This is a genomic window from Hyphomonas sp. (genome assembly GCF_016125515.1).
Classification (GTDB): domain Bacteria; phylum Pseudomonadota; class Alphaproteobacteria; order Caulobacterales; family Hyphomonadaceae; genus Hyphomonas.
Genome location: NZ_WGLO01000015.1, coordinates 106,480 through 129,315, shown reverse-complemented (window position 1 = coordinate 129,315; position 22,836 = coordinate 106,480). Strand labels below are relative to the sequence as shown.

Genomic DNA, 22,836 nt, shown 5'->3' with positions numbered 1-22,836 from the left:
CGGACAACGTTCTGAAAGGCCTGGAATGACGATCTCCCAATTGCTGGTCCCGACCTACACTCAGATGCTGCAGGCGCTCGCCGGCTGGCTCCGCAAGGCAAAGGACGGATCGGGCAATGCCGACGCCCTCATGGCCGCACGGCTTGCGCCGGACATGTTTCCCCTCTCGACGCAGGTCCGCTTTGCCTGCGTTCAGGCATTCGAGGGCGTTTACCGCCTGCGTCATGAGGCCTTCCCCCCGGAAGTCGATATCCTTCTGAATGAAGGCCGCAATGCCGGCGAGCAACCTGGCACCATGGCCGACGCACTCGCCCGCATCGACGAGACCCTCAGCATGCTGATCGATGTCGCGCCCGGCGCGGTTGATTCCGGCGCCCCGCTCCCCCTGTCAATCGAGTTGCCGATGGGCATCGCCTTCGATCTTGACGACGGCGCGCAGTACGCGCGCGACTGGGCGCTGTCGCAGTTCTACTTCCACATCATGACCGCCTACGCGATCCTCCGCAATCAGGGTGTCGGCCTCGGCAAGGCAGACTATGTCGCCCACATGTTCGCCTATCTCCGCCCCGGAAATGCGCCAGCAGCCTGAACGCTGAAGCCGTCCGGACGCCGCAAAGCGACGCCCGGCAAAGGCCCGGCGCCTACGCGCTCGCCATCGCTTTCGGGATCTGCGGCTCAAGCAGCGGCTTTTTCAGGATCAGGTCTGCGGCCTTCTCGGCAATCATGATAGTCGGCGCGTTGGTGTTGCCGCCGATCAGGGTCGGCATCACCGACGCATCGACCACGCGCAGGCCCTCGACACCGCGCACCTTCAACTCGCCGTCCACCGGGCTCGACGCCTGGGTGCCCATCGCGACGGTGCCGACCGGGTGATAGATCGTTTCACCCTTGGTCCGGATGAAGGCATCGATATCCGCATCGGACGCCACGCCGGCTCCCGGCATTATCTCGCCGGCCGCATAGGTCGCCATTGAGGCCTGGCGGATCACGTCGCGCACCATCTTCACAGACTCGCGCATCGCGCGGCGGTCCTCTTCGGTCGCCAGATAGTTCGGATCGATGGCTGGATGGTCGAACGGGTCAGCCGACTTCAGCTTGACGGTACCCTTGCTTTCCGGGCGCAGCTGGCAGGCATGGATGGTGAACCCGTCCTCCGTCGGCTGATGATTCGCGTGTTCCATCATGATGGCGTTGACCGCGTGCAGCTGGATATCCGGCATTTCCAGGCCTGGCCGCGACTTCAGAAACGCGCCGGACTGCAGGAAGTTGTCAGCGCCCGCACCGGTCTGGTTCGCGAGATAGCGCAAGCCTACAAACAGCTTCTTGATGCCTTTCTGCATGGAATAGGCCGAGATGGGCTGCGTCATGCGGTTGATCACCGTGACGTCCAGATGGTCCTGCAGGTTCTGGCCGACATTCGGCGAGGCCGCCTTCACGTCGATCCCCAGCGCCTTCAGCGCCGCCGGATCGCCGATGCCGGACAGTTGCAGGAGCTGCGGGGATTGCACTGCACCGGCGCACACGATCACCTCGCGGCTCGCCCGCACACTGGTCGCCTCGCGGCCTTTGCCCTCAACCAGTTCGGCGCCCACCGCGCGCCCGCCTTCGATCAGCACCTTCGTCACGAGACCCGTGGAAATGATCTTCAGGTTATCCCGTTGGCCCGCGATCGGGCGGAGATAGGCAAAGGACGCGCTCCAGCGCTCTCCCTTGTGGATGGTGCGCTGGTAGGGGCCGAAGCCTTCCTGCTGGGCGCCGTTGAAATCATCCGTCACCGGATAACCGGCTTCGCGGCCCGCCTCGATGAAGGCGTTGAAGATCGGGCTGGTCAGCGGGCTACGGGACACATTCAGCGGGCCGTCGCCGCCGTGGAAGTCGTTCGCGCCGCCTTCGTAAGTCTCCGCCCGCTTGAAATAGGGCAGCACGTCTGCGTAGCTCCACCCCTTCAGGCCCATCTGGGCCCACTGGTCATAGTCGCCGGCATGTCCGCGGATATAGACCATGCCATTGATCGACGACGAACCGCCCCAGCCCTTGCCGCGGGGCCAGTAGAGCTTGCGGTTGTCCATATGCGCCTGCGGCTCGGTCCAGAAGCCCCAGTTGTAGTCGTTTGCATCCTTGATCAGGTTGCCCACGCCCGCCGGCATGCGCACCATGAGCGAGGTGTCCTTCTTGCCTGCCTCGATCAGGCAGACCTTGATCGCAGGGTCCGCCGACAGACGGTTGGCGAGGACACAACCGGCGCTTCCCGCACCGATAATCACGTAATCAAACGTCTCTGCACTCACGTTAGGTCAACTCCCCGGTATGGTTATCGCGCCGTTATGCCTAACGCCACTGCAGCGAATGAGGCAACCAATTGTCAATCTTCGTCTCCTATCTGGAAGCAGGGAAAGTGGCTGTTTGCCAGCCTTCACGCAGCCAGGAAGACACCATGTCGCTGCCAGATCCGATGCGTACGACCAGCGCGCCCGGCGCCCGCTCCCGGCGTGACCGGCGAAGCTTCAAGCGCGTGGAACTGCGCCTGACCGGCCGGTTCCTCACCGACCAGAGCGAAGACCACGCGCTCGTTACCTCGAACGTGTCCTGCGACGGCGCGCTTATACAGTCCCCGGCACCGCCAGAATCCGGCCAGCAGATCGTGTGCTATTTCGACGATCTTGGCCGCGTCGTGGCCCAGGTCGTGCGCCGCACACCGGATGGCTTCGCGGTCCATTTCAACACCTCGACGCTGAAACGCGACAAGCTGGCCGACCGCCTCACCTGGCTCCTGAACAAGGACACGCTCGGCCTCGAAGAAGACCGCGGCGCCACCCGATACGCCGCGACCGGCCAGGCCATCGTCATCCTGCAGGACGGTAGCCAGCTCCAGTGCCGCCTGACCGACATCTCGCTCACCGGCGCCGCCTTCGAGGCGCTCGGCACCCCGCCCTATGTCGGAGACCGCGTCCACACCGGAAACCTCCTGGCCGAAGTTGTCCGCGTTGCCGGCAAGAAGTTCGCCGTCCGCTACCTGCGCGGCGCTGAAGCCTCCGAATAGCCATGCGTGCCCGCCCCCGCATCGACCGCGTCCTGCCGGGAAAGCCGGCCAGGCCCGAGCGGTCCGGCACGCTCAACCTTGCAGACCTTGATCCAGCCGTCTGGCACATCCTGGCGCAGGACAAGACGCACGGCCCGTTCACGCTCGGTCAGCTCCAGGCATTCGCCGACGCGGGCAAGCTCGGCCCGATGACGCGCATATCCTCCGGCGACGGCGAGCCCTTCCTTCCGGCGCTCGACTTTGCGCCGCTACGATCCCGTATCGAAGCCTATCTCGAATCGCGCGCAGCGCGCCGCGCCGAAGCCTCCAATTTCGTGATCATCTCAGGCCCCGACCCCGGCGCCGGCGCCGGCACGAACCGGCGCCACGCGCTCGGTGCCGCGCTCAACGAACTCGGCCGGTTTGCCGAGCCAATGTCCGGCACATTCGTACTGCGCTCGGATCGCCCGCTCGCCGAAGTGCGCCGCGCGCTGGTCGCTGCCGCCCCGCAGGATACCCAGCTTCTGATCTTCGAATCCCGCGACGCCCGTCTCGGCTGGACCGGCCTGTCGATGCAGGGCGCCGAAGGCCTGCGCGCCGTCTGGGACGCGCCGCTTGCTCCGTCGGCGGACTAATCGATCCGCTTGATCTGCGCCCGGTGGCGCTTCCAGTTCTCGACATAGTGCAGCGCCGACATGGTGATCATCTGCACCTGCTGCGGCGACAGCTCCCTTACGACCTTGCCCGGCGAGCCCATCACCAGCGAATTGTCCGGGATCTCCTTGCCTTCCGAAATCAGCGTATTGGCGCCGATGATGCAGTTTCGGCCGATCTTCACGCGGTTCAGGATTGTTGAGCCCATGCCGATCAGGGTGTCGTCGCCGATCTCGCAGCCGTGAAGGATTACCCGGTGGCCCACCGTCACGTTCGCCCCGATGGTCACGGGCGCCCCGATATCCGTGTGGATCACTGTCAGGTCCTGGATGTTGGTATTTTCGCCGACCGTGATCGGATCATTGTCGCCGCGCAGCACGCAGCCATACCAGACTGATGCATTTTCGCGCAGGATCACATTGCCCATGACCTCTGCGCTACCGGCAATCCAGCAGTTTCCGCTCTCCGGCAATGTCGGCCTGACTCCATTCAGTTCATACATGGCCATTTTTTGGGCTCCTCGGTCCGGTTTGTTGTTACGGCTGCGGAATGTCACTTAACCGTCTGATAAAGGTGGTACTCTATAAGGGTTGTAGATTCGGAGAGGCAATGGCCGTTTACGCGCCAACTTATCCCTCAACACCGGAAGCCCCGCTTCCGGATGCTGGCAGCCCGCCGCCGGGCGCGCCCTCCGGACTTTCCACCTTTTCGCCAAGCCGCTGCGCCCTTTCGCCAGCGGCTTTTTTACTGCCCGCAGCCAAGGAGGCCTCCCATGGGTAAACGCAATGCAGCCAAGCGCCTGAAGACCGCAACCGAGGTTCGTCCCTCGGCCTGGTTTGACGAGCCGAGCCGCACGAAGGGATCCCATCTCCACGCCATCGACGGCGGCCGCCGGGGCAGCTGGCACCCCGATGACGGTGACACGATCACCAACGTCCAGCCGCACGAACGCACCCAGCGATACCAGAAAACCATCAAGCCCCGCTCGGAAAACCAGGCCCAGCTGATGAATGCGATGGACTCCCACGCCCTCGTCTGCGCCCTCGGCCCGGCCGGCACAGGCAAGACCTACCTCGCCATCTGCAAGGCGGTCGAAGCCCTGCAGAAGGGCAAGGTCTCGAAGATCATCCTGTCGCGCCCCGCCGTCGAAGCCGGCGAACAGCTCGGCTTCCTGCCTGGCGGTATGGAGGACAAGCTCGCGCCCTATCTGCGCCCGCTCTACGACGCGCTCGCCGACCGCCTCTCCCCGGCCCAGCTGAAACACATGCTGGCCGACGGCACGATCGAGATCGCCCCCATCGGCTTCATGCGCGGGCGTACACTGAACAATGCCTTCGTGGTGATCGATGAGGCGCAGAACTGCACCTACACGCAGCTGAAAATGCTGCTCACCCGCCTCGGCTGGCACTCGACGATGGTCATCACCGGAGACCCCGGTCAGTCGGACCTGCTGCCCGAATTCTCCGGCCTCGCCAAAGCCGCCGAACGCCTCGAAGCCCTCTCCGGCGCCGCCGTGATCAAGCTCGAAGCCGCCGACGTGGTCCGCCACCCCCTCGTTGCCGAGATGCTGGACGTCCTTTAGTCCATTCCTCGCATTCGGATCGAGCCCGCCCGAACCATCCCGGGCGGGCTTTCCTTTTGCGCCGTCATCGGCAAACGTCTGCCGATGAAAACCTACGCCTCCTTCGACGCCACCACGATCAGCTATCACGAGCTCGGCGCCGGCCCGCTGGTCCTGTTGCTGCACGGCTTCTCCGGCAACGCGGAGATCAACTTCCTGCAGCCGGGCATCGCGGAGAAGGTCGCCGCCGCGGGCTACCGCGTCATCGCGCCGGACCTGCGCGGCCATGGCGCCTCGCCTGATGAGACCCTACCGGAGAACTGGCCCGCCGACGCCGTCGCGCGCGACCAGATCGCGCTCATCGCCCATCTCGGCGAAGCGCCCTTCGCCACGGTCGGCTATTCGATGGGCGCCATCTCCGCCCTGCGCTTTCATCTGCTCAGCCGCAACACCGGCCGTCTGATCCTCGGCGGCATCGGCGATTCGGTCGCCGACGAGTTCAACGCCGACCGCAATACCAGCTTCCGCGCCGCCATCCTCCAGGCCCTCGCCGGCGAGGACACGCCCGGCGCCAAGGCCATCCGAGCCCGCGCCGCGGCCACCGGCGGCTCATTGCGGGGCTATCTCGGCGCGCTCTCCTCGCGCGTCTACACCCCGGCCGACCTGCTCGCGACCTTCCGCGTGCCCACGCTGATCCTCACCGGCGACAAGGATCTCGACAACGGGTCCGGCCCCGGCCTCGCTGCCCTGATCCCCGGCGCGCGTTACCAGCCGCTGACCGGCACGCACATCACCGCCGTCATCGATCCCGCCCTCCCCGCCGCGATCATTGCGGACCTTTCCGGCGCGGGCTGACCCCTTCCCCGACGTTCCCCCTCGCCCCCGCTTTGCCTGCGCGTTAAACCGCTCGGCAGTCTTGCAGAGGGAATTATGTCATGGCCAAGGGTGATCTTCCGGTCCTGATCGGTGTCGGCCAATCGCTCAGCCAATGGGATGGCAAGTCCGGCCCCGCCGGCGCGCCCTCGCCGCTCTCCCTGATGGCCGACGCCTCGAAAACCGCCCTCGCCGATACCGGGGCTGCAGGCATCACGGCCGCGATCGACACTATCGCCGTTGTGCGCATCTTCGAGGACTCGGTCGGGCGCGCCGCACACCCGCACGGCCACAACACCAACCTGCCCGGCACCCTCGCCCGCGAAACCGGTACTGCGCCCGCCCGCCTGATCTACGAAACCGTCGGCGGCCAGAGCCCGCAGGCCCTCGTCAACGAGATGGCCCGCCGCATCCATGAGGGCGAGATCGAGGCTGTCCTGATCTCGGGCTCCGAAGCCAATCGCGCTTCCAAGGGCGCGCGCAAGCACGGCGTCGAAATCAACTGGGCCGACGGCGCCGACGCGCCCTACGAAGATCGCGGCATGGGTCCGATGATGCTGTCGCGCGAGGAGATCAAGCACGGCCTGATCGCGCCCGCCTATTTCTACGCCTTGTTCGAGAATGCCGTCGCCGCCCGCGAAGGCCGCAGCCGCTCGGCTCACCGCCGTGCCATGGGCGAACTGTTCCAGCCTTTCTCGGCCGTCGCCGCGAAAAACAAATACGCGCAGTTCCCGCAGGAACATGACGTCGCCTTCCTCTCCACGCCCTCGCGGGAAAATTACGAATACGCCGACCCCTATCTCAAATGGTTCATCGCGCAGGACGCCGTGAACCAGGGCGCTGCGGCGATCCTCGTCTCGTCGTCCAAGGCGGACGAGCTCGGCGTTCCGCAGGACAAGCGCGTCTACCTCCATGGCGGCGGCGACGCGGGCGACGACCTCATCTCGCTGCGTCCGGTCATCGACCGTTCCTGGGCCATGGACACCGCGGTAGGCCGGGCCCTCGCGCAGGCTGGCAAGAGCGCGGCAGACATGGCCCATCTCGATCTCTATTCCTGCTTCCCCGTTGCCGTCTTTTCAAGCTGCGCCGCGCTCGGGCTGGACTGGAAAACCGACAAGCGCGCCCTCACGCTGACGGGCGGCCTGCCCTTCTTCGGCGGCCCGGGCAACAACTACTCCTTGCACGGAATAGCCGAGATGGCGAACACGCTGCGTCGGAACAAGGGCACCTTCGGCCTCGTGCTCGCCAATGGCGGCTGGATGACGAAGGAATCGGCCGGCGTCTGGTCAACCACGGCGCCCAAGGTCTTCACCCCCGCCGAGTCCGCCGCGAAAGCCAAGGACAAGGTCGAGGTCGCCATCGTCTCCGGGAACGCCGTCCTCGAGACCTTCACGGTCACCCATGGCAAGGAGGGCCCGGAACGTGGCATCATCTTTGCGCGCCTTCCCGACGGCCGGCGCGTCATCGCCAACACGGCCGGGCCTGCCGAACTCGCCATCCTGCGCGAAGATGCGAGCCCCGTCGGTCGCAAGGTCGCCGTCACCGCCAAGGACGAGACCGCGGCGTTCAGATTCGCCTGAGACAAAGCGACCGCGATGACGCCGCGCTACTTCGAAATTTCCATTGTCCGTTGGTGTGGCGAGTTCGTCTGCGGCCGCGTCACGCAGGCGTTTTTCGACTACTGGAAGGGCCGACCCGAGGAAGACCTCGCGACATTCATGACGGCGTGGGAAACAGATGAGCGCGAAGCGGGCGTACCGGCGGCCCGCAGTGACGGCTCCACCCCGGATAACTGGTATGAATTCGACGACGTCGAGCACATCAGCAACGCCGTCACCAACAACAACTACATTCGTGTCGTGGAGTTGGAGCCTGGCGAGCCTGAAGGCAGTTTCCGTATAAAGGCGGGAGGTTATGAAGAAGACTTTGAAATATCTGCCATCGCGGGCCAGATGCCGAAGAACTTCCTGACATGCGTGCGCAGTATCGAAGTGGATCAGGATACGGACGGCCCCGCCGATCCCGTCATTGTCGGCAAGGCTCTGGCGAAAGGGGCAGACACCGTAGCCCGGTGCACGACGTCCGGACCGTTCGATATCCGTAAGCTGAGCATCTCGTATATCGACTTTGATGGCGACCACGTTGTCGACGGCCTCACCTATGACGGCCAGGACCTCGAAGTCGAAGGACAATTCTCGGACGGCAAGGCAATGCTCTTCTATCTGGGAGACCTCAACGTCTTGTCTCCGTACGGCGGCGATGCGGCGCCGGCTGCTGGCGGCGTCAAGCCCCCCGGCAAGTTGCGGCTTCTGGCAGGCACGCTCTGGCCCTCATTCGCCACGACCCTTAAAGCCGTATTCTCGCTATTCGGATTTCCGGTCTTCCTGCTCGCCATGATCGGCGCTGCGAAATATCTGCACTTGTTTGATTTGATCGAACTGAAAGGTCTGGCTCTTCGCATCATCGAGACCCAAAAGGATGCCTTGGACGAGATTGCAGAGCTCGCCGCCAAATACGGAATCGGGCTTCCTTCTGCAGTCGCAGATGCGTTCGTCCTCTACCTCTCGGTCGGAAACACGATGGCACGCGCCGAGAAGGGCGATCTTGTGAATGTCGACAATGACGATTCCGATCATTGGTCCTTGTTCAAGGAGTGGCTCACGCGCGGGCGTGTGGACTCCCTCCTGCTGAGCTTGCCGAAGATCACCCGCGACGGGTTCGTTCGCCTGTTCTGGCCCGTGATGATGCTCTACCGGTTGAAAACGCCCTTTGTCGTGACCGGTGCGGGACCGGGCGGCGACATCATCAGTTCGTCGGTTCCACGCCGCGAACTGTCGGGGTTCGCCGAAATGGTGACCGAAGCGCGCGGCACCTGGAAAGGGCAGACCGTTCAGGATTTCCGGCAGATCTTCCTCTGGCATGTCGTCCTCGTCCTCGGCGCCTCCGCTCTGACCGCGCATGTGCTGCAACGGCTGGGCTGAGGCGCCGCTTGCCTCGGGTGCAGGTGTGCGCAAGAATTGCAGGATGACCGGGCGTATCGAAACCTCCGACGCCCGCCGCGATACGGAAAATCTGCCGTCCACCGGCACCGCTCATTCCAGTTGGCCGTTGGCGTGATGAGATAATCTTGACCCGCTTCTCGCCGCAACCTCGTCCACCAATCCCGCGAACGGTCTGGGCGCTAGGCCTGGTCAGCCTGTTCATGGACGTCTCTTCGGAGATGATCCACTCGCTGCTGCCGCTCTTCCTCACTGGCACGCTGGGGGCCAGCGTGCTGCTTGTCGGAGTTATCGACGGTATCGCGGAATCCACCGCTGCCATCTCCAAGATCTTCTCGGGCTACATCTCCGACAAGATCGGCCGCCGCAAACCGCTGCTCCTGTTCGGTTACGGTCTTGGCGCCTTCACCAAGCCCTTCTTCGCCATCGCCGGCGGCCCGATGGTTGTCCTCGCCGCCCGTTTCGCCGACCGCATCGGCAAGGGCATCCGCGGCGCGCCGCGTGACGCGCTCGTCGCCGATGTCACACCGGCGGACATCCGCGGCCGCGCCTTTGGCCTGCGCCAGTCGATGGACACGATCGGCGCCGTCGCGGGCCCGTTGCTCGCCGTCGGCCTGATGGCGCTGTTCGCTTCGGACATCCGCGCCGTATTCTGGGTCGCGGTCATCCCCGGCCTCATTGCCGTGCTCTGCGTCATCTTCGGCGTGCGCGACAGCCGCGCCGAAATCGCCGCCCAGCAGACCCGCGCTCCGCCCATCGACTTCACCGCCATCGGCCGGTTCTCGTCCACCTTCTGGACCGTCGCCCTGATCGGCGTCGTCTTCACGCTCGCCCGGTTCAGCGAAGCCTTCCTTGTGCTCAAGGCCAGCCAGGAAGGCCTGCCCCTGGTCCTCGCACCGCTGGTCCTTGTGGTGATGAACATCGTCTATTCGCTGTGCGCCTATCCCGCCGGCGCCGCGTCGGACCGGCTTCAGGCCTTCCACCTGTTGCTGGCCGGTCTCGGCGCCCTGATCGCTGCCGATCTCAGTCTCGCTTTCGTGCCCGGCCTGACCGGCGCTTTCCTCGGCACGGCGCTCTGGGGCCTTCACATGGCCCTCACCCAGGGTCTCCTGTCCAAGCTCGTCGCCGACCATGCGCCGGCCGAACTGCGGGGCACCGCCTTCGGCCTGTTCAACCTCTCCACCGGCATCGCCATGCTGTTTGCCAGCGTCATCGCCGGCCTCTTATGGGACCGCGCCGGCTCCGCCGCCACCTTCCTCGCCGGGGCCGGCTTTGCCGCCCTCGCCGCGCTGATCGTCTTCGCGGGCCGCCGGCGACTGCACGCACCGCACCGGCACTCCGCCCAGGCACCCTTGCCCCCCGCCCCGGCTTCGCCCAAAACCACGCCATGACGAAACATTTCCAAAAAATCGGCGTCATCGGCGCCGGCGCCTGGGGCACCGCCATCGCGCAGATGCTGACCCGCGAAGGCCAGTCCGTCCTGCTCTGGTGCCTTGAGCCCGAGGTGGCCGAAGCCATCAACACAGCCCATGAGAACACGGTCTACCTGCCCGGCGTGCCCCTGAACCCCGCCCTGCGCGCCACGTCCGATCTTGCCGGTCTCGCCGGCTTTGACGCACTATTCTGCGTCACCCCCGCCCAGCACACCCGCGCAACGCTCACCCGGCTCGAAGGCTGGCTGAAGCCCGGCGCCCCGGTCGTGCTCTGCTCGAAGGGCATCGAGCTTTCGACCGCCAAGTTCATGACCGAGGTCCTCGCCGAAGAACTTCCCGAAGCGGTCCCCGCCGTGATGTCCGGCCCCAGCTTCGCGATTGACGTCGCCCGCGGCCTGCCCACCGCCGTCACGCTCGCCATCAAGGACGCCGCCCTCGGCGCGGAACTGATCCAGGCCGTCTCCACGCCCACCTTCCGGCCTTATCTGGGTACGGACCTTCTCGGCGCGGAAGTCGGCGGCGCGGTCAAGAACGTGCTCGCCATTGCCTGCGGCATCGCGCTCGGCAAGGGCCTCGGCCGCTCTGCCCACGCGGCCCTCATCGCGCGCGGTTATGCCGAGATGACCCGCCTTGCTCTCGCCCTCGGCGCCGAAGCAGAAACCCTCACCGGCCTGTCCGGCCTCGGCGATCTCGTGCTCACCTGCTCGTCGGAAACCAGCCGCAACATGTCGCTCGGCCTGGCCCTCGGCCAGGGCCGGACGCTCACGGACGTCCTCGGCGCGCGCCACTCCGTCACCGAAGGCGTTGCCACCGCCCCCGTGCTGCGCCAGCTCGCCCGCGCCCGAAGCATCGAGATGCCCATCTCCGAGGCGGTCGCCGCGATCGTCGAAGGCGAAATCTCGGTCGATCAGGCGATCGGCACGCTGCTCGCCCGACCGGTTCGCGCCGAAACGGCGAAAGCCTGATCACGAAACCGAGAGAATCTAGGCCAGTCCCGCATTGGCTGCGTATGCCGGGGTATCGGAACGCTAACCTGCGCCGATAGTTGAGACCTAGAAGGACAGATTCATGAAACTCCGTACCCTGATGCTCGGCGCCGCCGCCGCAGCACTCGCCTCCGCTTGCACATCTTACGCCGCGCCCAGCGAAGACACATCCGCCACGGTTGTCGCCAAGACCGAAACGCCCGCCGAGCCGATGGCAGAAGCAGAAACGACCGTCATGGTCGGCGGCGCCGCCATGTACCCCAGCAAGAACATCATCGAAAACGCCGTCAACTCCTCGGACCACACAACACTCGTAGCTGCTGTCACCGCCGCAGGCCTCGTTGAAACGCTTTCGGGTCCCGGTCCGTTCACCGTGTTCGCACCGGTCAACAGCGCCTTCGATGCCCTGCCCGCAGGCACTGTCGAAACGCTGCTGATGCCGGAGAACAAGGACATGCTCACCAAAATCCTCACCGCCCACGTCGTCGCCGGCGACCTCAAGGCGGCTGACCTCATTGCACAGGCCGCCGCCAATGGCGGCAAGGCCACGCTCACCACTGTCAGCGGCGACACGCTGACATTCTTGGTCAAAGACGGCGCGGCCTACGTCACCGATGAAAGCGGCGGCGCCGCAGCCGTCACCATCGCTGACGTCAACCAATCGAACGGCGTCATTCACGTCGTCGACAAGGTGCTCCTGCCGAACTGACCCCCTTCGGTCCGGCCGCGACGCACCGGGAGGGGGAGCACGCCCTGTGCTCCTCCTTTTCCGGCGCGAACCTCTCCCACCGTCACCCCTCGCCGCACGCCCCAAGCCTGCTACACTCCGCGTCAAACGGAGGAACACACTATGCTCAAGAAATCCTATGAAGCCTTCAAGGTGACCATCGAGGACAAGGTCGCCCACATCCAGATGTCGCGCCCCGAAGCGATGAACACCATGAACAAGGCCTTCTGGAACGAGCTGCCGGAAATCGTGCGCACCATCGACAACAACGCCCTCGCCCGCGTCATCGTCATCTCCTCCACCGGTAAGCATTTCTCCGCCGGCATGGACACCACCGTCTTCACCGGCCCGCGCCCGGCCGGCCCGAGCGACCGCTACGTCGCGGCCGAGGCCTTCCGCGCCAATGTCAAGGCGATCCAGCAATCCTTCAACTGTATGGAAGAGGCGCGCATCCCGGTCCTCTTCGCCTGCCATGGCGGCGTCATCGGCGGCGCCATCGACATGATCACCGCCGGCGACATCCGCTGGTGCACGAAAGACGCCTTCTTCTGCATCATGGAAATCAACATCGCGATGACCGCCGATGTCGGCACCTTCCCGCGCCTGCAGCGCTATATCCCGGAAGGCTGGGTGAAGGAGCTCGCCTATACCGGCAGGCGCATCGATGCTGCCAAGGCGAAGGAGATCGGCCTCGTCAACGATATCTACGACACGCATGAAGAGCTCGTCGCCGGTGTCCTGGCCACCGCCCGCGAGATCGCCTCGAAGAACCCCGTCGCCGTGACCGGATCGAAAGTGCTGATCAATTACGGCCGCGACCACACCACTGCGGACACGCTGGATTATATCGGCCTCTGGAACGCCGCGATGTTCCCGCCGCCGCACATGGCCGAAGCCTTCGCCGCCCGCGCGGAAAAGCGCGAGCCGGTCTTCCCGGATCTCGCGCCCGTCCGTACCGATCCGATGTAGCGTCTGCGGCCTACTCCGCCGCCACCATCTGCGGCGCGTCGGGCCGCACGGCACGGCGGATCACATCGACATATCCGTGCGAGATACAGTCATAGCCGTCATAGTATCCACGCGAAGCAAGGATACGGTGCAGCCGGCCGAGATTGTAGGGCGGGATGCTCGCGAACATGTGGTGCTCGAGGTGATAGTTCACATCGTTCGGCGCGATGAACACGCGCTGCCAGAAGGGCGCGACCGTTGTGCCGGTGTTCAGGCGCGGCTCAAGGTTTGAGCGGTCTTTGGCCGTGCCGTGCTCGCCGATCTGGCGCAGACGGACAATCGCCGGATAGACGGTCAGCTCAGCGGCCCACCACATCAGATAGGCCCAGGGCGCGCCGGCCAGCGTCAGCGTGCCCAGCAGCAGCACGTGGAAGGTCAGCCACGGCCAGTTCTTCGACAGCCTGAAATTCCGGATCTTGCGCATCGTGTCACGGAAACCCGTCCGGCCCGTCAGGTCGCGGACGAATTTGCGGCGCAGGCTTTCCTTCGAGACGGGGTAATTCTTGACGAAGCCGATATCCGGATCGTCCGGTGTGCCGGCATATTTATGGTGCTTCAGGTGATAGGCGCGGTATGCGTGCAGCGAGGTGTTCATCGGCGCGCCGCAAAGATAATGGCCGACGAATTCATCCACCTTCGGGCTCTTGAAAAAGGCATGATGGGCGCAGTCATGGTTCATCACACCCAGCGCCAGCTGCCGCCCGCCCAGGATGATGATGCCGAGGAGGATCGTCAGCGGGTTCGTCCACACGATGGCCATCGCGAACGCGCCCGCGATCAGGCCCCAGGTCCACAGGAACGACGCCAGCGCTTTCAGGTCGGATTTTTCCCGAAGCGATTTCAACTCGTCCTTGGTAAGGGCATCTGACAATTTGAGCGCGTTCGACACCGCGAGTCCTCCCGGAATATCTTCGGGCTTTTGTTACACTATACGTCATATAAGGTCAAATGATGTATCATTTTAGACCCCTTGCGCCTGAAGACCTATCCGCACGCGCCCTGGTCCTGTCGCTGATCAGCGGAACCCATTCCTCGCCGCAATCCATCGCCAGCCTGATTGCTGCCGCCGCCCTGTTCGGAATCGAACCTGCCACCGTCCGCGTGGCGGTGACCAGGCTGATCAAGGAAAAGATGCTGGAAAGCCCGGACCGGGGCGTCTACAGGCCAGGCCCGCGGGCGCAGGCCCTGACCCGCCGCCTCAAGGACTGGCGCAATGTCCGCGCGCGCGTTGCGCCCTGGACTGGAGATTGGCTGGTCGCCATCACCCACCCTCTCGGCCGCACCGACCGCAAGCAGCTGCGCGCCCGCGAGCGGGCCCTGAACCTGCTGGGCTACCGCGAGGCCGATGCCGGCCTCTGGGTCCGCCCCGCCAACCTGTCGGCGGCACTGGACGATCACCGGTCCGATCTGGTCAGCATCGGCGCGGATGAGGCCCTCACCCTGCTCCGGGTTGCCGGAATCGCCGCCGCGTCCGCGCCGGACTGGCCCGCCCTCTGGTCGCCCGATGCGCTGGCCCCGGCCTATACTGGCGCGGTCGAGGCCATGAAGGCCAGCCTCGCCCGCCTGCCCGGCCTGCCGGCCGACGAAGCCGCCCGCGAAACGCTGCTGATCGGCCAGGCCGTGATCCGACTGATCAACCTTGATCCCCTGCTGCCCCCCGAACTGGCTGACCAGGCCGCTTTCTTCCGGATGCTGGATACGATGCGCGCCTATAACGATGTCGGACAAGCCAGCTGGCGCGCCTATAACCGCGCGGTCCGTTCGGGCACCCTGGTCCGGAAGGCCTGACCGGCCGCCGATCAACCGATCCGTTTCACCAGATCGCTGACCGAGGCCTGCGAACGCGCGGCCACGGATGACACCAGCTCGTGCGAGAAGGTCGCCCCGCTGAACCACGTCCGCTTGCCGCCCTGCGCTTCGGCCATGGCGGTGAACAGGCCGTCCGCCACTGCGGCGGGGTTATATTGCGGGAAATACTTCCACGTCCGCGCGTAGATGAGCGTCTCGACCTTGACGCCCAGCCGGTCGAGATCGGCCTGCAGGATCTCGCGCAGTTCCGCCGGGGTCAGCTCACCGTTCGAGAACTGGCCGGTCACATAGAGGTGGGCCCCATCCTCCATCACATCGCCCTCGCGCCGCGCGCCCAGCATCGCCCCGCGAAGTGATGGGTCTTTGCAGGCGCGCGAATAGCCATGCACCTGCGCGCACGTGAACCAGTTCTTCGAGGACACCAGCGTCGTCGTGTAGTTCTGCCACTCGACCCCCTCAAGCACGGCCAGTTCGGCCGGCAGCAGGTCGGTCAATTTGGCAAACTCATCCATCGGCACCGTCGACAGCACCGCATCGAAACGTTCCGCTTCGCCCGCCACCGTGATCATCACGCTGTCATCTCGCCGGTCGATATGGTCGATTCGTGCGTCCAGCCGAATGTCGAACCGTTTCGAGAACCGGTTCCAGAACTCGCTCCAGCCCTCCACTGGCATGTGCATGTCGTTCAGCACGCCGGAGATCAGGATGTCGAAATCCAGCCATTGCACGGTCTGGCCGATGGTCACTTCCTGCGCATAGCCATAGCCCTGCGCAGGCAGGATCCGGTGCATCGCGAGGTCCAGCTTCGGCAGGTTCAGCCGCGCCAGCCAGTCATCCACAGTCATGGCCGCCTCGGCCCGCACCTCTGGATTGCCCGCATCCAGCGCCATCCGCTTGCGCAGCTTGCCGGCGGCGTTGAGGAATTTCAGGGCCTGCACCGGCAAGGGCGCTCCCGGCCCGTTCTTCACATAATCCACCACCGGCGCGTCATCATACCGGGCCTCGCCCAGCCGCTTCAGCGAGATGCCGTGGGCCTTCATCCAGCGCTTGATCAGCACGTGTTTGCGGGTGGTGTAGCACGTCCCCATCTCGTTGAAGGCATCGCCGGCGCTGACCGAGAAGGACTTCCCGCCAATCCGGCTTTCCCTCTCGAAAACTACCGCCTGGTGGCCGGCATCCTCGATGAACTGAGCTGCGCTCAATCCACCCGGGCCACCTCCTATCACAGCAATTTTCAACCTGGGCATGCAAATACTTCCTCGCACGGCGCCTGCTGATGCCAGCGGGACCGACGGCTGTCCACCTCCCGGCTCAAATTTACGCCACTTCGGCGCATCGGGCCGGAATTCCTACCGCTGCAGTTAGCAGAGCAGGACAGCCGGTTAACAAGCCGGAAACAGGACCGCTAAAATCTGCGCGACGGCTCAAGGCTGAAAACAATGTTTGCGTGACATAGGTAAATCATGAGCGAGACGCACAACTTCTTCAGGTATGTCCTTACGGACAAACCCAACGAGGACGCGGCCATTGGGCCGCGCGTGCGTTTGCAACAACACCTGGACCTCAGCCGCGCGGTGCAGCTGATGGCCATGATCACCATCTTCAACTCCGTGATCGCCGGCTACGTCGTATACACGATGACGCGCGACACACTGATCTTTGGCTGGGCGCTCACGAATTTCGTCATGGCCGCGTTCATGCTGTACGACCACCTGCGCAAGGCTGGCCGTCCAGTTCCGAAAGCAGTAAGTGGCCGCTATGTGCGCCGCTCGGAAACGATGGGCATCATCACCGGCTTCGTGTTCGGCAGCATGGCGCTCTACATCCATAACGATCCGTTCAACGCGCTGATCCTGTCGAGCCTGTTCACGGTGTCGATGTGCGCCGGCCTGATGTGCGTGCTGCCCCGCAACCCGCGGCTCGTGGTGCGCTACCTGTGCGGCGCCGTAATCCCGATTATCGTGTTCGTCGGCATCCACTTCGACGACAAGATGGTCGCTATTGCGGTTGGCCTCGCGCTCCTCGTCCTGACCATCTACTTCGGCGCCCGCGCGGCCTTCATGCTCTACCTCAAGGAGGTCAAGTCGGTCGAAGAAGCCACCCAGCTTCGCGAGATCCTCGACGTGGCCCTCGATGGCTCGGGCCAGGCCTTCGCCGTGCGCGCCATGGATGGCAAAATCATCTTCGAAAATGAACTCTACACTCAGGTCAAACCGGCACTGCGCAATGCCGAAGCCTCCGGCGGAGTCGTCCACGTCCTCGAACGCTACTGGCAGACCGCCAGCTACAATGTCGACAGCATCGGTTCGGTCGAGATCTTCACTGACGTGACGCGCATCGAAGATGCCCGCCAGGAAGCTGAATCGCTGCGCCAGGAAGCCGATGAAGCCAGCCATGCCAAAACCCGCTTCCTGCGCTCGGTCACGTCCGAATTGCTGGTGCCGCTGCGCACCATCCGCATGCAAGCCTCGATGATGGATGCCGGCTCGCGCATCCCCGTGACAAAAGCTGACATGAACCGCGCTGCCGATCAGATCCGCTTGCTGACAGAATCGCTCGAAGGCCGCGTCGAACAGATCATCGGCTATGCCAGCGGCGACGCCACCCAAGCCGATCTCGCCACGACCACCGATCTGCGCGAAGCCGACAACAACCCGGTACTGAAGCTCGAAACCTTCCTGCGCCGCAGCCTGCGCGACGCCGCGAACGGCTAGCGCGCGCGGGCCGTCCCGTCTGACATTGCTGCGGAAATGGTGGGCGATAACGGGCTCGAACCGCTGACATCCTGCGTGTAAAGCAGGCGCTCTACCAACTGAGCTAATCGCCCCCAATCGGTATGCCGCCTCTTTGCCGGGACCGCGCCCGAAAGGCAAGTGCGCTTCCGCGCCGCTTAGGGCACCTTACATTACCCCGAAATGAAAAACCCCGCTTCCGTCTCCGGCCGCGGGGTTTCGCGATTTCAACTCACCGCCCGCTCAGTGCGCGCGGATCGTGTCCGAATCGCTGGCCGGTGAGCCCGGCCCGCCGGTCAGCGTGGCCTGCAGGGCCGCCTCGTCGGCTTCCGACCATTCGATCGGAACCAGCGGACGCAGCAGCGCCAGCTTCAGCACTTCCTGGATGTCGGAGACGGGGATGACTTTCATCTGCGTCTTCACATTGTCCGGGATCTCGTCGAGGTCCTTCTCGTTCTCCTTCGGGATCAGCACCGTCTTGATGCCGCCGCGCAGGGCTGCGAGCAGTTTCTCCTTGAGGCCGCCGATCGGCAGCACCCGGCCACGCAAGGATATCTCGCCAGTCATCGCGACTTCGCGGTTCACCGGAATGCCGGTGAGCAGCGAGACGATGGCCGTGGTCATGGCCGCACCGGCGCTCGGGCCATCCTTGGGCGTTGCGCCATCCGGCACGTGCACGTGGATGTCCGTCGTGTTGAAAGTCGTCGGCTTGATGCCAAACGCCACCGACCGGGCGCGCACGAGCGAGCTCGCCGCCTGGATCGATTCCTTCATCACATCGCGCAGGTTGCCCGTCACCTTCATGGCGCCGCGCCCCGGCATCTTGACCGCCTCGATGGTGAGGAGGTCGCCGCCGACTTCGGTCCAGGCCAGACCCGTCACCGCGCCCACCTGATCGGTTTCGTCGGCCAGGCCATAGCGGTGCTTGCGCACGCCGGCATAGGTGGCGAGGTTGTCGCTGTCGATCGTCAGCGTGCTGCCTTCATTCAGCGCCAGTTCACGCACGGCCTTGCGGGCCAGGCGCGCAATCTCGCGCTTCAGCGAACGCACACCGGCTTCGCGCGTGTAATACCGCACGAGGTCCATGATCGCGCCGTCGGTGACGAGCCACTCTTCCGCCTTGAGGCCGTGATCCTCGCGCACCTGAGGGATCAGGTGGCGCTTGGTGATCTCCAGCTTCTCGTCTTCCGTGTAGCCGGCGATGCGGATGATCTCCATGCGGTCCAGCAAGGGCTGGGGCATGTTGAGCGAGTTCGCCGTGGTCACGAACATCACATCCGAAAGGTCGTAGTCGACCTCCAGGTAGTGGTCGTTGAACGTCGAGTTCTGCTCCGGATCGAGGACTTCCAGCAGCGCCGAGGCCGGATCGCCGCGATGGTCCATGCCCATCTTGTCGATCTCATCCAGAAGGAACAGCGGGTTGCCGCTCTTCACCTTCTTCAGCGACTGGATGATGCGTCCCGGCATCGAGCCGATATAGGTCCGGCGGTGGCCGCGGATCTCGCTTTCATCACGCACGCCGCCCAGCGACACGCGCACGAAGTCACGTCCGGTCGCTTCCGCGATGGACTTGCCCAGCGAGGTCTTGCCGACGCCTGGCGGGCCCACGAGGCAGAGGATCGGGCCTTTCAGCTTGCCGGTGCGTTTCTGCACAGCAAGGTATTCGAGGATCCGTTCCTTGACCTTGTCGAGGCCGTAATGGTCATCGTCGAGCTGTTTCTCGGCCTTGCGCAGGTCGGTGACGATCTCCTTGCGCTTGGCCCAGGGCAGCGCCAGCAGCCAGTCGAGATAGTTGCGCACGACCGTCGATTCCGCCGACATCGGCGACATCTGGCGCAGCTTCTTCATCTCGGCTTCGGCCTTGGTGCGGGCTTCCTGAGAGAGCGGCGTATCGGCGATCTTCTGGTCGAGTTCGGCCAGCTCGTCGCGCTCGGCGCCGTCTCCGCCCTGTTCGCCCAGCTCGCGCTGGATCGCCTTCATCTGCTCGTTCAGGTAATACTCGCGCTGGGTCTTCTCCATCTGCCGCTTGACGCGGTTTTTGATCTTCCGCTCCATCTGGAGCATGCCCATTTCGCCTTCCATCAGGGCGAACACCTTCTCGAGGCGGTCCTTGACGTCCGGCATCTCAAGCAATTCCTGCTTGTCGGACAGTTTCACCGAAAGGTTCGACGCCACCTGGTCGGCCAGCTTGCCCGGATCAGACATCTGCGCGATCGAGGTCACCGCTTCCGGCGGGATCTTGCGGTTGAGCTTCACATAGCTCTCGAACTGTTCCTGCACGGCGCGCGTCAGGGCCTGCACATCGGTGCTGGCCGTTTCGGGCTCGGGAATCGTCTCGATCTCGGCTTCGAAATACTCGCCCCGGTCATGCAGCTTCACCAGCCGGGCGCGCGATTTGCCTTCCACCAGCACCTTCACGGTGCCGTCGGGCAGTTTCAGCAGCTGCAGGATGGTGGCCAGTGTGCCGATCTCGTGGACATCGCCGACATTGGGGTTGTCGATGGCGGCATCACGCTGGGCGACCAGCATGATCTCGTTCTCGGTCTCCTCGATCATCTCGAGGGCGCGAACGGACTTGTCACGGCCGACAAACAGCGGCGCGACCATGTCCGGGAAAACAACGATGTCCCGCAGAGGCAACACCGGCACTGTCTTCGTTTTTGGCATCTGGATGCCTCCTTTTAGGGGGTCCCGCCTGGCGGCGACCCTGAATGACCCTAGTCCGCCGAATGGGGCGATTGTCGGGCGTTGAATGAGATTTGGAAACCTCCCCCCTCACCTTCAACCCACACTCTGCTCAACAAAGGTGTGAAAAGAACTACGCAACTGCCCAGGTCCCGCCTCTGCGGCCCCGCCAGGCCCCCGCGTCACAGCCAGCCCCTTGCCCCCGGCCGCGAACACCGCTTGATACCCATTCCCGGCAGAAGGCCTGAGGGTTAAGGCGTCTTTAACGCTTTCGGAACCGTTTCAGCCTCATCTGCGCGGGTACTTCGCCGGAGATTCCGGCGCCCCAAGACGGAGAATCGGTCCCATGTCCTCAGCCCGGCAACTCAAGCCCGTCGACGACCTGCTGTCCCATTCCTCGGGCTATTCTGCCAAGGATATCGAGGTCCTGGAGGGCCTGGAGCCGGTCCGCAAACGCCCCGGCATGTATATCGGCGGCACCGACGAGCGCGCCTACCACCACCTCTTCGCCGAAGTGCTGGACAATGCGATGGACGAGGCCGTGGCCGGCTATGCCAACAGGATCGAAATCAAGCTGACCGCCGACGGCTACCTCACCGTCACCGACAATGGCCGGGGTATCCCGGTCGACCCCCACCCGAAATTCCCCAAGAAATCAGCGCTCGAAGTCATCATGACCACGCTGCACTCGGGCGGCAAATTCTCCGACAAGGCCTATTCCACCGCCGGCGGCCTGCACGGGGTCGGCATCTCGGTTGTCAACGCCCTGTCCGAACACGTCGAAGTCGAAGTCGCCCGCGACCGCACTGTCTATCGCCAGGACTTCTCGCGCGGTGTGCCGAAAGGCAAGCTCGCCAAGGTCGGCACCACGCCCAACCGGCGCGGCACTTCGGTCCGCTTCAAGCCGGACCCGCAGATCTTCGGCGACAAACTGCGCTGGCGCCCGGCCCGCCTGTTCCAGATGGCGCGCTCCAAGGCCTATCTTTTCCGCGGCGTCGAAGTGCGCTGGTCCTGCGATTCCGAGCTGCTGCCCGAGGACTCCAAGGTCCCCGCCGATGCGGTCCTGTCCTATCCCAACGGCCTCGCCGACCAGCTCGAAGAAGTCTTCGCCGACAAGGCCACGATCACCGAGGCGCCGTTCACCGGCCTTGTCGACATGGGCCAGGACGGCAAATGCGAATGGGCCATCGCCTGGACCCAGGCCGGTTTCGGCGAACAGGACGGCTTCGCCCGCTCCTATTGTAACACCATCCCGACCCCCGAAGGCGGAACCCACGAAGCCGGCTTCCGCTCGGCCATCACCAAGGGCTTGCGCCATTTCGGCGATCTGACCGGCAACAAGAAAGCCGCCGAGATCACCGCAGAAGACGTCATGGGCCATTCCGGCTTCCTGCTCTCGGTCTTCATCCGCGGCCCTGAATTCGTCGGCCAGACCAAGGACAAGCTCTCCTCCACCCACGCCTTCCGCCTCGTGGAAAGCGCCGTGCGGGACCATTTCGACCACTGGCTCGCCGGCAGCCCGAAAGAAGCCAACAAGCTCCTCTCCTGGGCCATCGACCGCGCCGACGAGCGCGCCAAGCGCCGCAAGGCGAAGGAAATCTCCCGCAAGTCGGCCACCAAGAAGCTGCGCCTGCCCGGCAAGCTGGCGGACTGCTCCGCCAAGGGCCCGGAAGGTACCGAACTCTTCCTTGTCGAAGGTGACTCGGCCGGCGGCTCGGCCAAGCAGGCCCGCAACCGCGAGACCCAGGCCATTCTGCCCCTGCGCGGCAAGATCCTGAACGTCGAAAGCGCCTCTGACGACAAGCTGATGGCCAACCAGGAACTGTCGGACCTCTCCCTCGCGCTCGGCACGGAGCTTGGCCGCAAGTTCAACCTCGACGACCTGCGCTATGAGCGCATCATCATCATGACCGATGCCGACGTCGACGGGGCCCATATCGCGGCGCTGCTGATCACCTTCTTCTACCGGCTCACCCCCGGCCTGATCGAAGCCGGCCGCCTCTACCTCGCCCAGCCGCCGCTCTACAAGCTCGCGAACAAGGGCAACATCCATTACGCGATGGACGACGAGGACCGGGCACGGATCACCAAGGAGCACTTCAAGGGCAATCAGAAGATCGAGCTGACCCGCTTCAAGGGTCTCGGCGAGATGAACCCGGCTCAGCTGAAGGAAACCACGATGAGCCCCGGCTCACGCACGCTGGCGCGCGTTACCCTGCCGGATTCGATGGACGAACTGATCGAGATGAAGCCCGCCGACCTGATCAACACCCTGATGGGCAAGAAGGCCGAACTCCGCTTCAAGTTCATCCAGGACAACGCCGCCTTCGTCGAAACCCTCGACATCTAG

19 protein-coding genes and 1 tRNA gene are annotated in these 22,836 nt (G+C 64.4%); 14 read left to right on the top strand and 6 right to left on the bottom strand.

Going from position 1 to position 22,836, the window contains the following annotated elements; all coding sequences use genetic code 11:
* The first annotated feature begins 25 nt into the window (after positions 1-25).
* Positions 26-589, top strand: coding sequence for a DUF1993 domain-containing protein (locus GC148_RS12705; RefSeq protein WP_291071200.1), 564 nt, complete (start codon positions 26-28; stop codon positions 587-589).
* A gap of 52 nt (positions 590-641) precedes the next feature.
* On the opposite strand, the gene GC148_RS12700 is transcribed toward GC148_RS12705, so the two are convergent.
* On the bottom strand, positions 642-2,288 hold the full coding sequence (locus GC148_RS12700) for a choline dehydrogenase (protein WP_291071198.1): 1,647 nt from the start codon (positions 2,286-2,288) through the stop codon (positions 642-644).
* A 146-nt stretch (positions 2,289-2,434) separates the two neighbouring features.
* Between GC148_RS12700 and GC148_RS12695 the strand changes: the two genes are divergently transcribed.
* Together GC148_RS12695 and GC148_RS12690 are read left to right on the top strand one after the other, a co-directional pair.
* Entirely contained in the window at positions 2,435-3,040 is a 606-nt protein-coding gene (locus GC148_RS12695; RefSeq protein ID WP_291071196.1) for a PilZ domain-containing protein, read from the top strand.
* A gap of 2 nt (positions 3,041-3,042) precedes the next feature.
* Complete coding sequence (locus tag GC148_RS12690) at positions 3,043-3,654, top strand: hypothetical protein (protein WP_291071194.1); 612 nt, start codon at positions 3,043-3,045, stop codon at positions 3,652-3,654.
* Here GC148_RS12690 and GC148_RS12685 read toward each other — a convergent pair.
* The gene (locus tag GC148_RS12685; protein ID WP_291071193.1) at positions 3,651-4,181 is read right to left on the bottom strand and encodes a gamma carbonic anhydrase family protein; all 531 of its coding nucleotides are present in this window, start codon (positions 4,179-4,181) and stop codon (positions 3,651-3,653) included. The genes GC148_RS12690 and GC148_RS12685 overlap by 4 nt on opposite strands.
* 264 nt (positions 4,182-4,445) lie before the next feature.
* On the opposite strand from GC148_RS12685, the gene GC148_RS12680 reads away from it, so the two are divergent.
* From GC148_RS12680 to GC148_RS12645, 8 genes are all read left to right on the top strand, one after another.
* The gene (locus GC148_RS12680) at positions 4,446-5,255 is read left to right on the top strand and encodes a PhoH family protein (protein WP_291071191.1); all 810 of its coding nucleotides are present in this window, start codon (positions 4,446-4,448) and stop codon (positions 5,253-5,255) included.
* An 84-nt stretch (positions 5,256-5,339) separates the two neighbouring features.
* The gene (locus GC148_RS12675) at positions 5,340-6,089 is read left to right on the top strand and encodes an alpha/beta fold hydrolase (RefSeq protein WP_291071190.1); all 750 of its coding nucleotides are present in this window, start codon (positions 5,340-5,342) and stop codon (positions 6,087-6,089) included.
* 80 nt (positions 6,090-6,169) lie between these two features.
* Positions 6,170-7,687 (top strand): acetyl-CoA acetyltransferase, encoded by a 1,518-nt coding sequence (locus GC148_RS12670; RefSeq protein ID WP_291071188.1) that lies wholly within the window; start codon positions 6,170-6,172, stop codon positions 7,685-7,687.
* 15 nt (positions 7,688-7,702) lie between these two features.
* Complete coding sequence (locus GC148_RS12665) at positions 7,703-9,088, top strand: hypothetical protein (RefSeq protein WP_291071186.1); 1,386 nt, start codon at positions 7,703-7,705, stop codon at positions 9,086-9,088.
* Between the two features lie 146 nt (positions 9,089-9,234).
* Positions 9,235-10,497: an MFS transporter gene (locus tag GC148_RS12660; RefSeq protein WP_291071184.1), complete on the top strand. Its 1,263-nt coding sequence runs from the start codon at positions 9,235-9,237 to the stop codon at positions 10,495-10,497.
* Positions 10,494-11,504 carry an NAD(P)H-dependent glycerol-3-phosphate dehydrogenase gene (locus tag GC148_RS12655; RefSeq protein ID WP_291071182.1) on the top strand — a complete coding sequence of 337 codons (1,011 nt, stop codon included), beginning with the start codon at positions 10,494-10,496 and terminating at the stop codon, positions 11,502-11,504. The genes GC148_RS12660 and GC148_RS12655 overlap by 4 nt, the downstream gene beginning before the upstream one ends.
* Positions 11,505-11,736: 232 nt before the next feature.
* Complete coding sequence (locus GC148_RS12650) at positions 11,737-12,234, top strand: fasciclin domain-containing protein (protein WP_366063841.1); 498 nt, start codon at positions 11,737-11,739, stop codon at positions 12,232-12,234.
* Between the two features lie 141 nt (positions 12,235-12,375).
* Complete coding sequence (locus tag GC148_RS12645; RefSeq protein ID WP_291071178.1) at positions 12,376-13,221, top strand: crotonase/enoyl-CoA hydratase family protein; 846 nt, start codon at positions 12,376-12,378, stop codon at positions 13,219-13,221.
* Positions 13,222-13,231: 10 nt separating this feature from the next.
* Here the strand turns inward: GC148_RS12645 and GC148_RS12640 are convergent, their stop codons facing one another.
* A complete protein-coding gene (locus GC148_RS12640) occupies positions 13,232-14,149 on the bottom strand; it encodes a fatty acid desaturase family protein (RefSeq protein ID WP_291071176.1) in 918 nt (305 codons plus the stop codon).
* A 59-nt stretch (positions 14,150-14,208) separates the two neighbouring features.
* On the opposite strand from GC148_RS12640, the gene GC148_RS12635 reads away from it, so the two are divergent.
* Positions 14,209-15,048 (top strand): hypothetical protein, encoded by an 840-nt coding sequence (locus GC148_RS12635; protein WP_291071174.1) that lies wholly within the window; start codon positions 14,209-14,211, stop codon positions 15,046-15,048.
* Between the two features lie 11 nt (positions 15,049-15,059).
* Here the strand turns inward: GC148_RS12635 and GC148_RS12630 are convergent, their stop codons facing one another.
* Entirely contained in the window at positions 15,060-16,316 is a 1,257-nt protein-coding gene (locus GC148_RS12630; protein WP_291071172.1) for an FAD-dependent oxidoreductase, read from the bottom strand.
* A 216-nt stretch (positions 16,317-16,532) separates the two neighbouring features.
* Here GC148_RS12630 and GC148_RS12625 point away from each other — a divergent pair, with 216 nt between their 5' ends.
* Complete coding sequence (locus GC148_RS12625) at positions 16,533-17,783, top strand: hypothetical protein (protein WP_291071171.1); 1,251 nt, start codon at positions 16,533-16,535, stop codon at positions 17,781-17,783.
* 37 nt (positions 17,784-17,820) lie between these two features.
* Here GC148_RS12625 and GC148_RS12620 read toward each other — a convergent pair.
* Positions 17,821-17,896 (bottom strand) — tRNA-Val (locus GC148_RS12620).
* A 148-nt stretch (positions 17,897-18,044) separates the two neighbouring features.
* Positions 18,045-20,468, bottom strand: a complete 2,424-nt coding sequence (gene lon / locus GC148_RS12615; protein WP_291071170.1) for an endopeptidase La — start codon at positions 20,466-20,468, stop codon at positions 18,045-18,047.
* 364 nt (positions 20,469-20,832) lie between these two features.
* Between lon and parE the strand changes: the two genes are divergently transcribed.
* Positions 20,833-22,836, top strand: a complete 2,004-nt coding sequence (gene parE / locus GC148_RS12610; protein ID WP_291071168.1) for a DNA topoisomerase IV subunit B — start codon at positions 20,833-20,835, stop codon at positions 22,834-22,836.

Bases quoted from the DNA above. Each gene is read 5' to 3' on its own strand.
- GC148_RS12625 (WP_291071171.1), top strand. From the start codon at position 16,533: ATGAGCGAGACGCACAACTTCTTCAGGTATGTCCTTACGGACAAACCC.
- GC148_RS12695 (WP_291071196.1), top strand. From the start codon at position 2,435: ATGTCGCTGCCAGATCCGATGCGTACGACCAGCGCGCCCGGCGCCCGC.
- GC148_RS12685 (WP_291071193.1), bottom strand. From the start codon at position 4,181: ATGGCCATGTATGAACTGAATGGAGTCAGGCCGACATTGCCGGAGAGC.
- GC148_RS12680 (WP_291071191.1), top strand. From the start codon at position 4,446: ATGGGTAAACGCAATGCAGCCAAGCGCCTGAAGACCGCAACCGAGGTT.
- GC148_RS12665 (WP_291071186.1), top strand. From the start codon at position 7,703: ATGACGCCGCGCTACTTCGAAATTTCCATTGTCCGTTGGTGTGGCGAG.
- GC148_RS12630 (WP_291071172.1), bottom strand. From the start codon at position 16,316: ATGCCCAGGTTGAAAATTGCTGTGATAGGAGGTGGCCCGGGTGGATTG.
- GC148_RS12655 (WP_291071182.1), top strand. From the start codon at position 10,494: ATGACGAAACATTTCCAAAAAATCGGCGTCATCGGCGCCGGCGCCTGG.
- GC148_RS12690 (WP_291071194.1), top strand. From the start codon at position 3,043: ATGCGTGCCCGCCCCCGCATCGACCGCGTCCTGCCGGGAAAGCCGGCC.
- lon (WP_291071170.1), bottom strand. From the start codon at position 20,468: ATGCCAAAAACGAAGACAGTGCCGGTGTTGCCTCTGCGGGACATCGTT.
- GC148_RS12705 (WP_291071200.1), top strand. From the start codon at position 26: ATGACGATCTCCCAATTGCTGGTCCCGACCTACACTCAGATGCTGCAG.
- GC148_RS12675 (WP_291071190.1), top strand. From the start codon at position 5,340: ATGAAAACCTACGCCTCCTTCGACGCCACCACGATCAGCTATCACGAG.
- GC148_RS12635 (WP_291071174.1), top strand. From the start codon at position 14,209: ATGATGTATCATTTTAGACCCCTTGCGCCTGAAGACCTATCCGCACGC.
- GC148_RS12670 (WP_291071188.1), top strand. From the start codon at position 6,170: ATGGCCAAGGGTGATCTTCCGGTCCTGATCGGTGTCGGCCAATCGCTC.
- GC148_RS12645 (WP_291071178.1), top strand. From the start codon at position 12,376: ATGCTCAAGAAATCCTATGAAGCCTTCAAGGTGACCATCGAGGACAAG.
- GC148_RS12650 (WP_366063841.1), top strand. From the start codon at position 11,737: ATGGCAGAAGCAGAAACGACCGTCATGGTCGGCGGCGCCGCCATGTAC.
- parE (WP_291071168.1), top strand. From the start codon at position 20,833: ATGTCCTCAGCCCGGCAACTCAAGCCCGTCGACGACCTGCTGTCCCAT.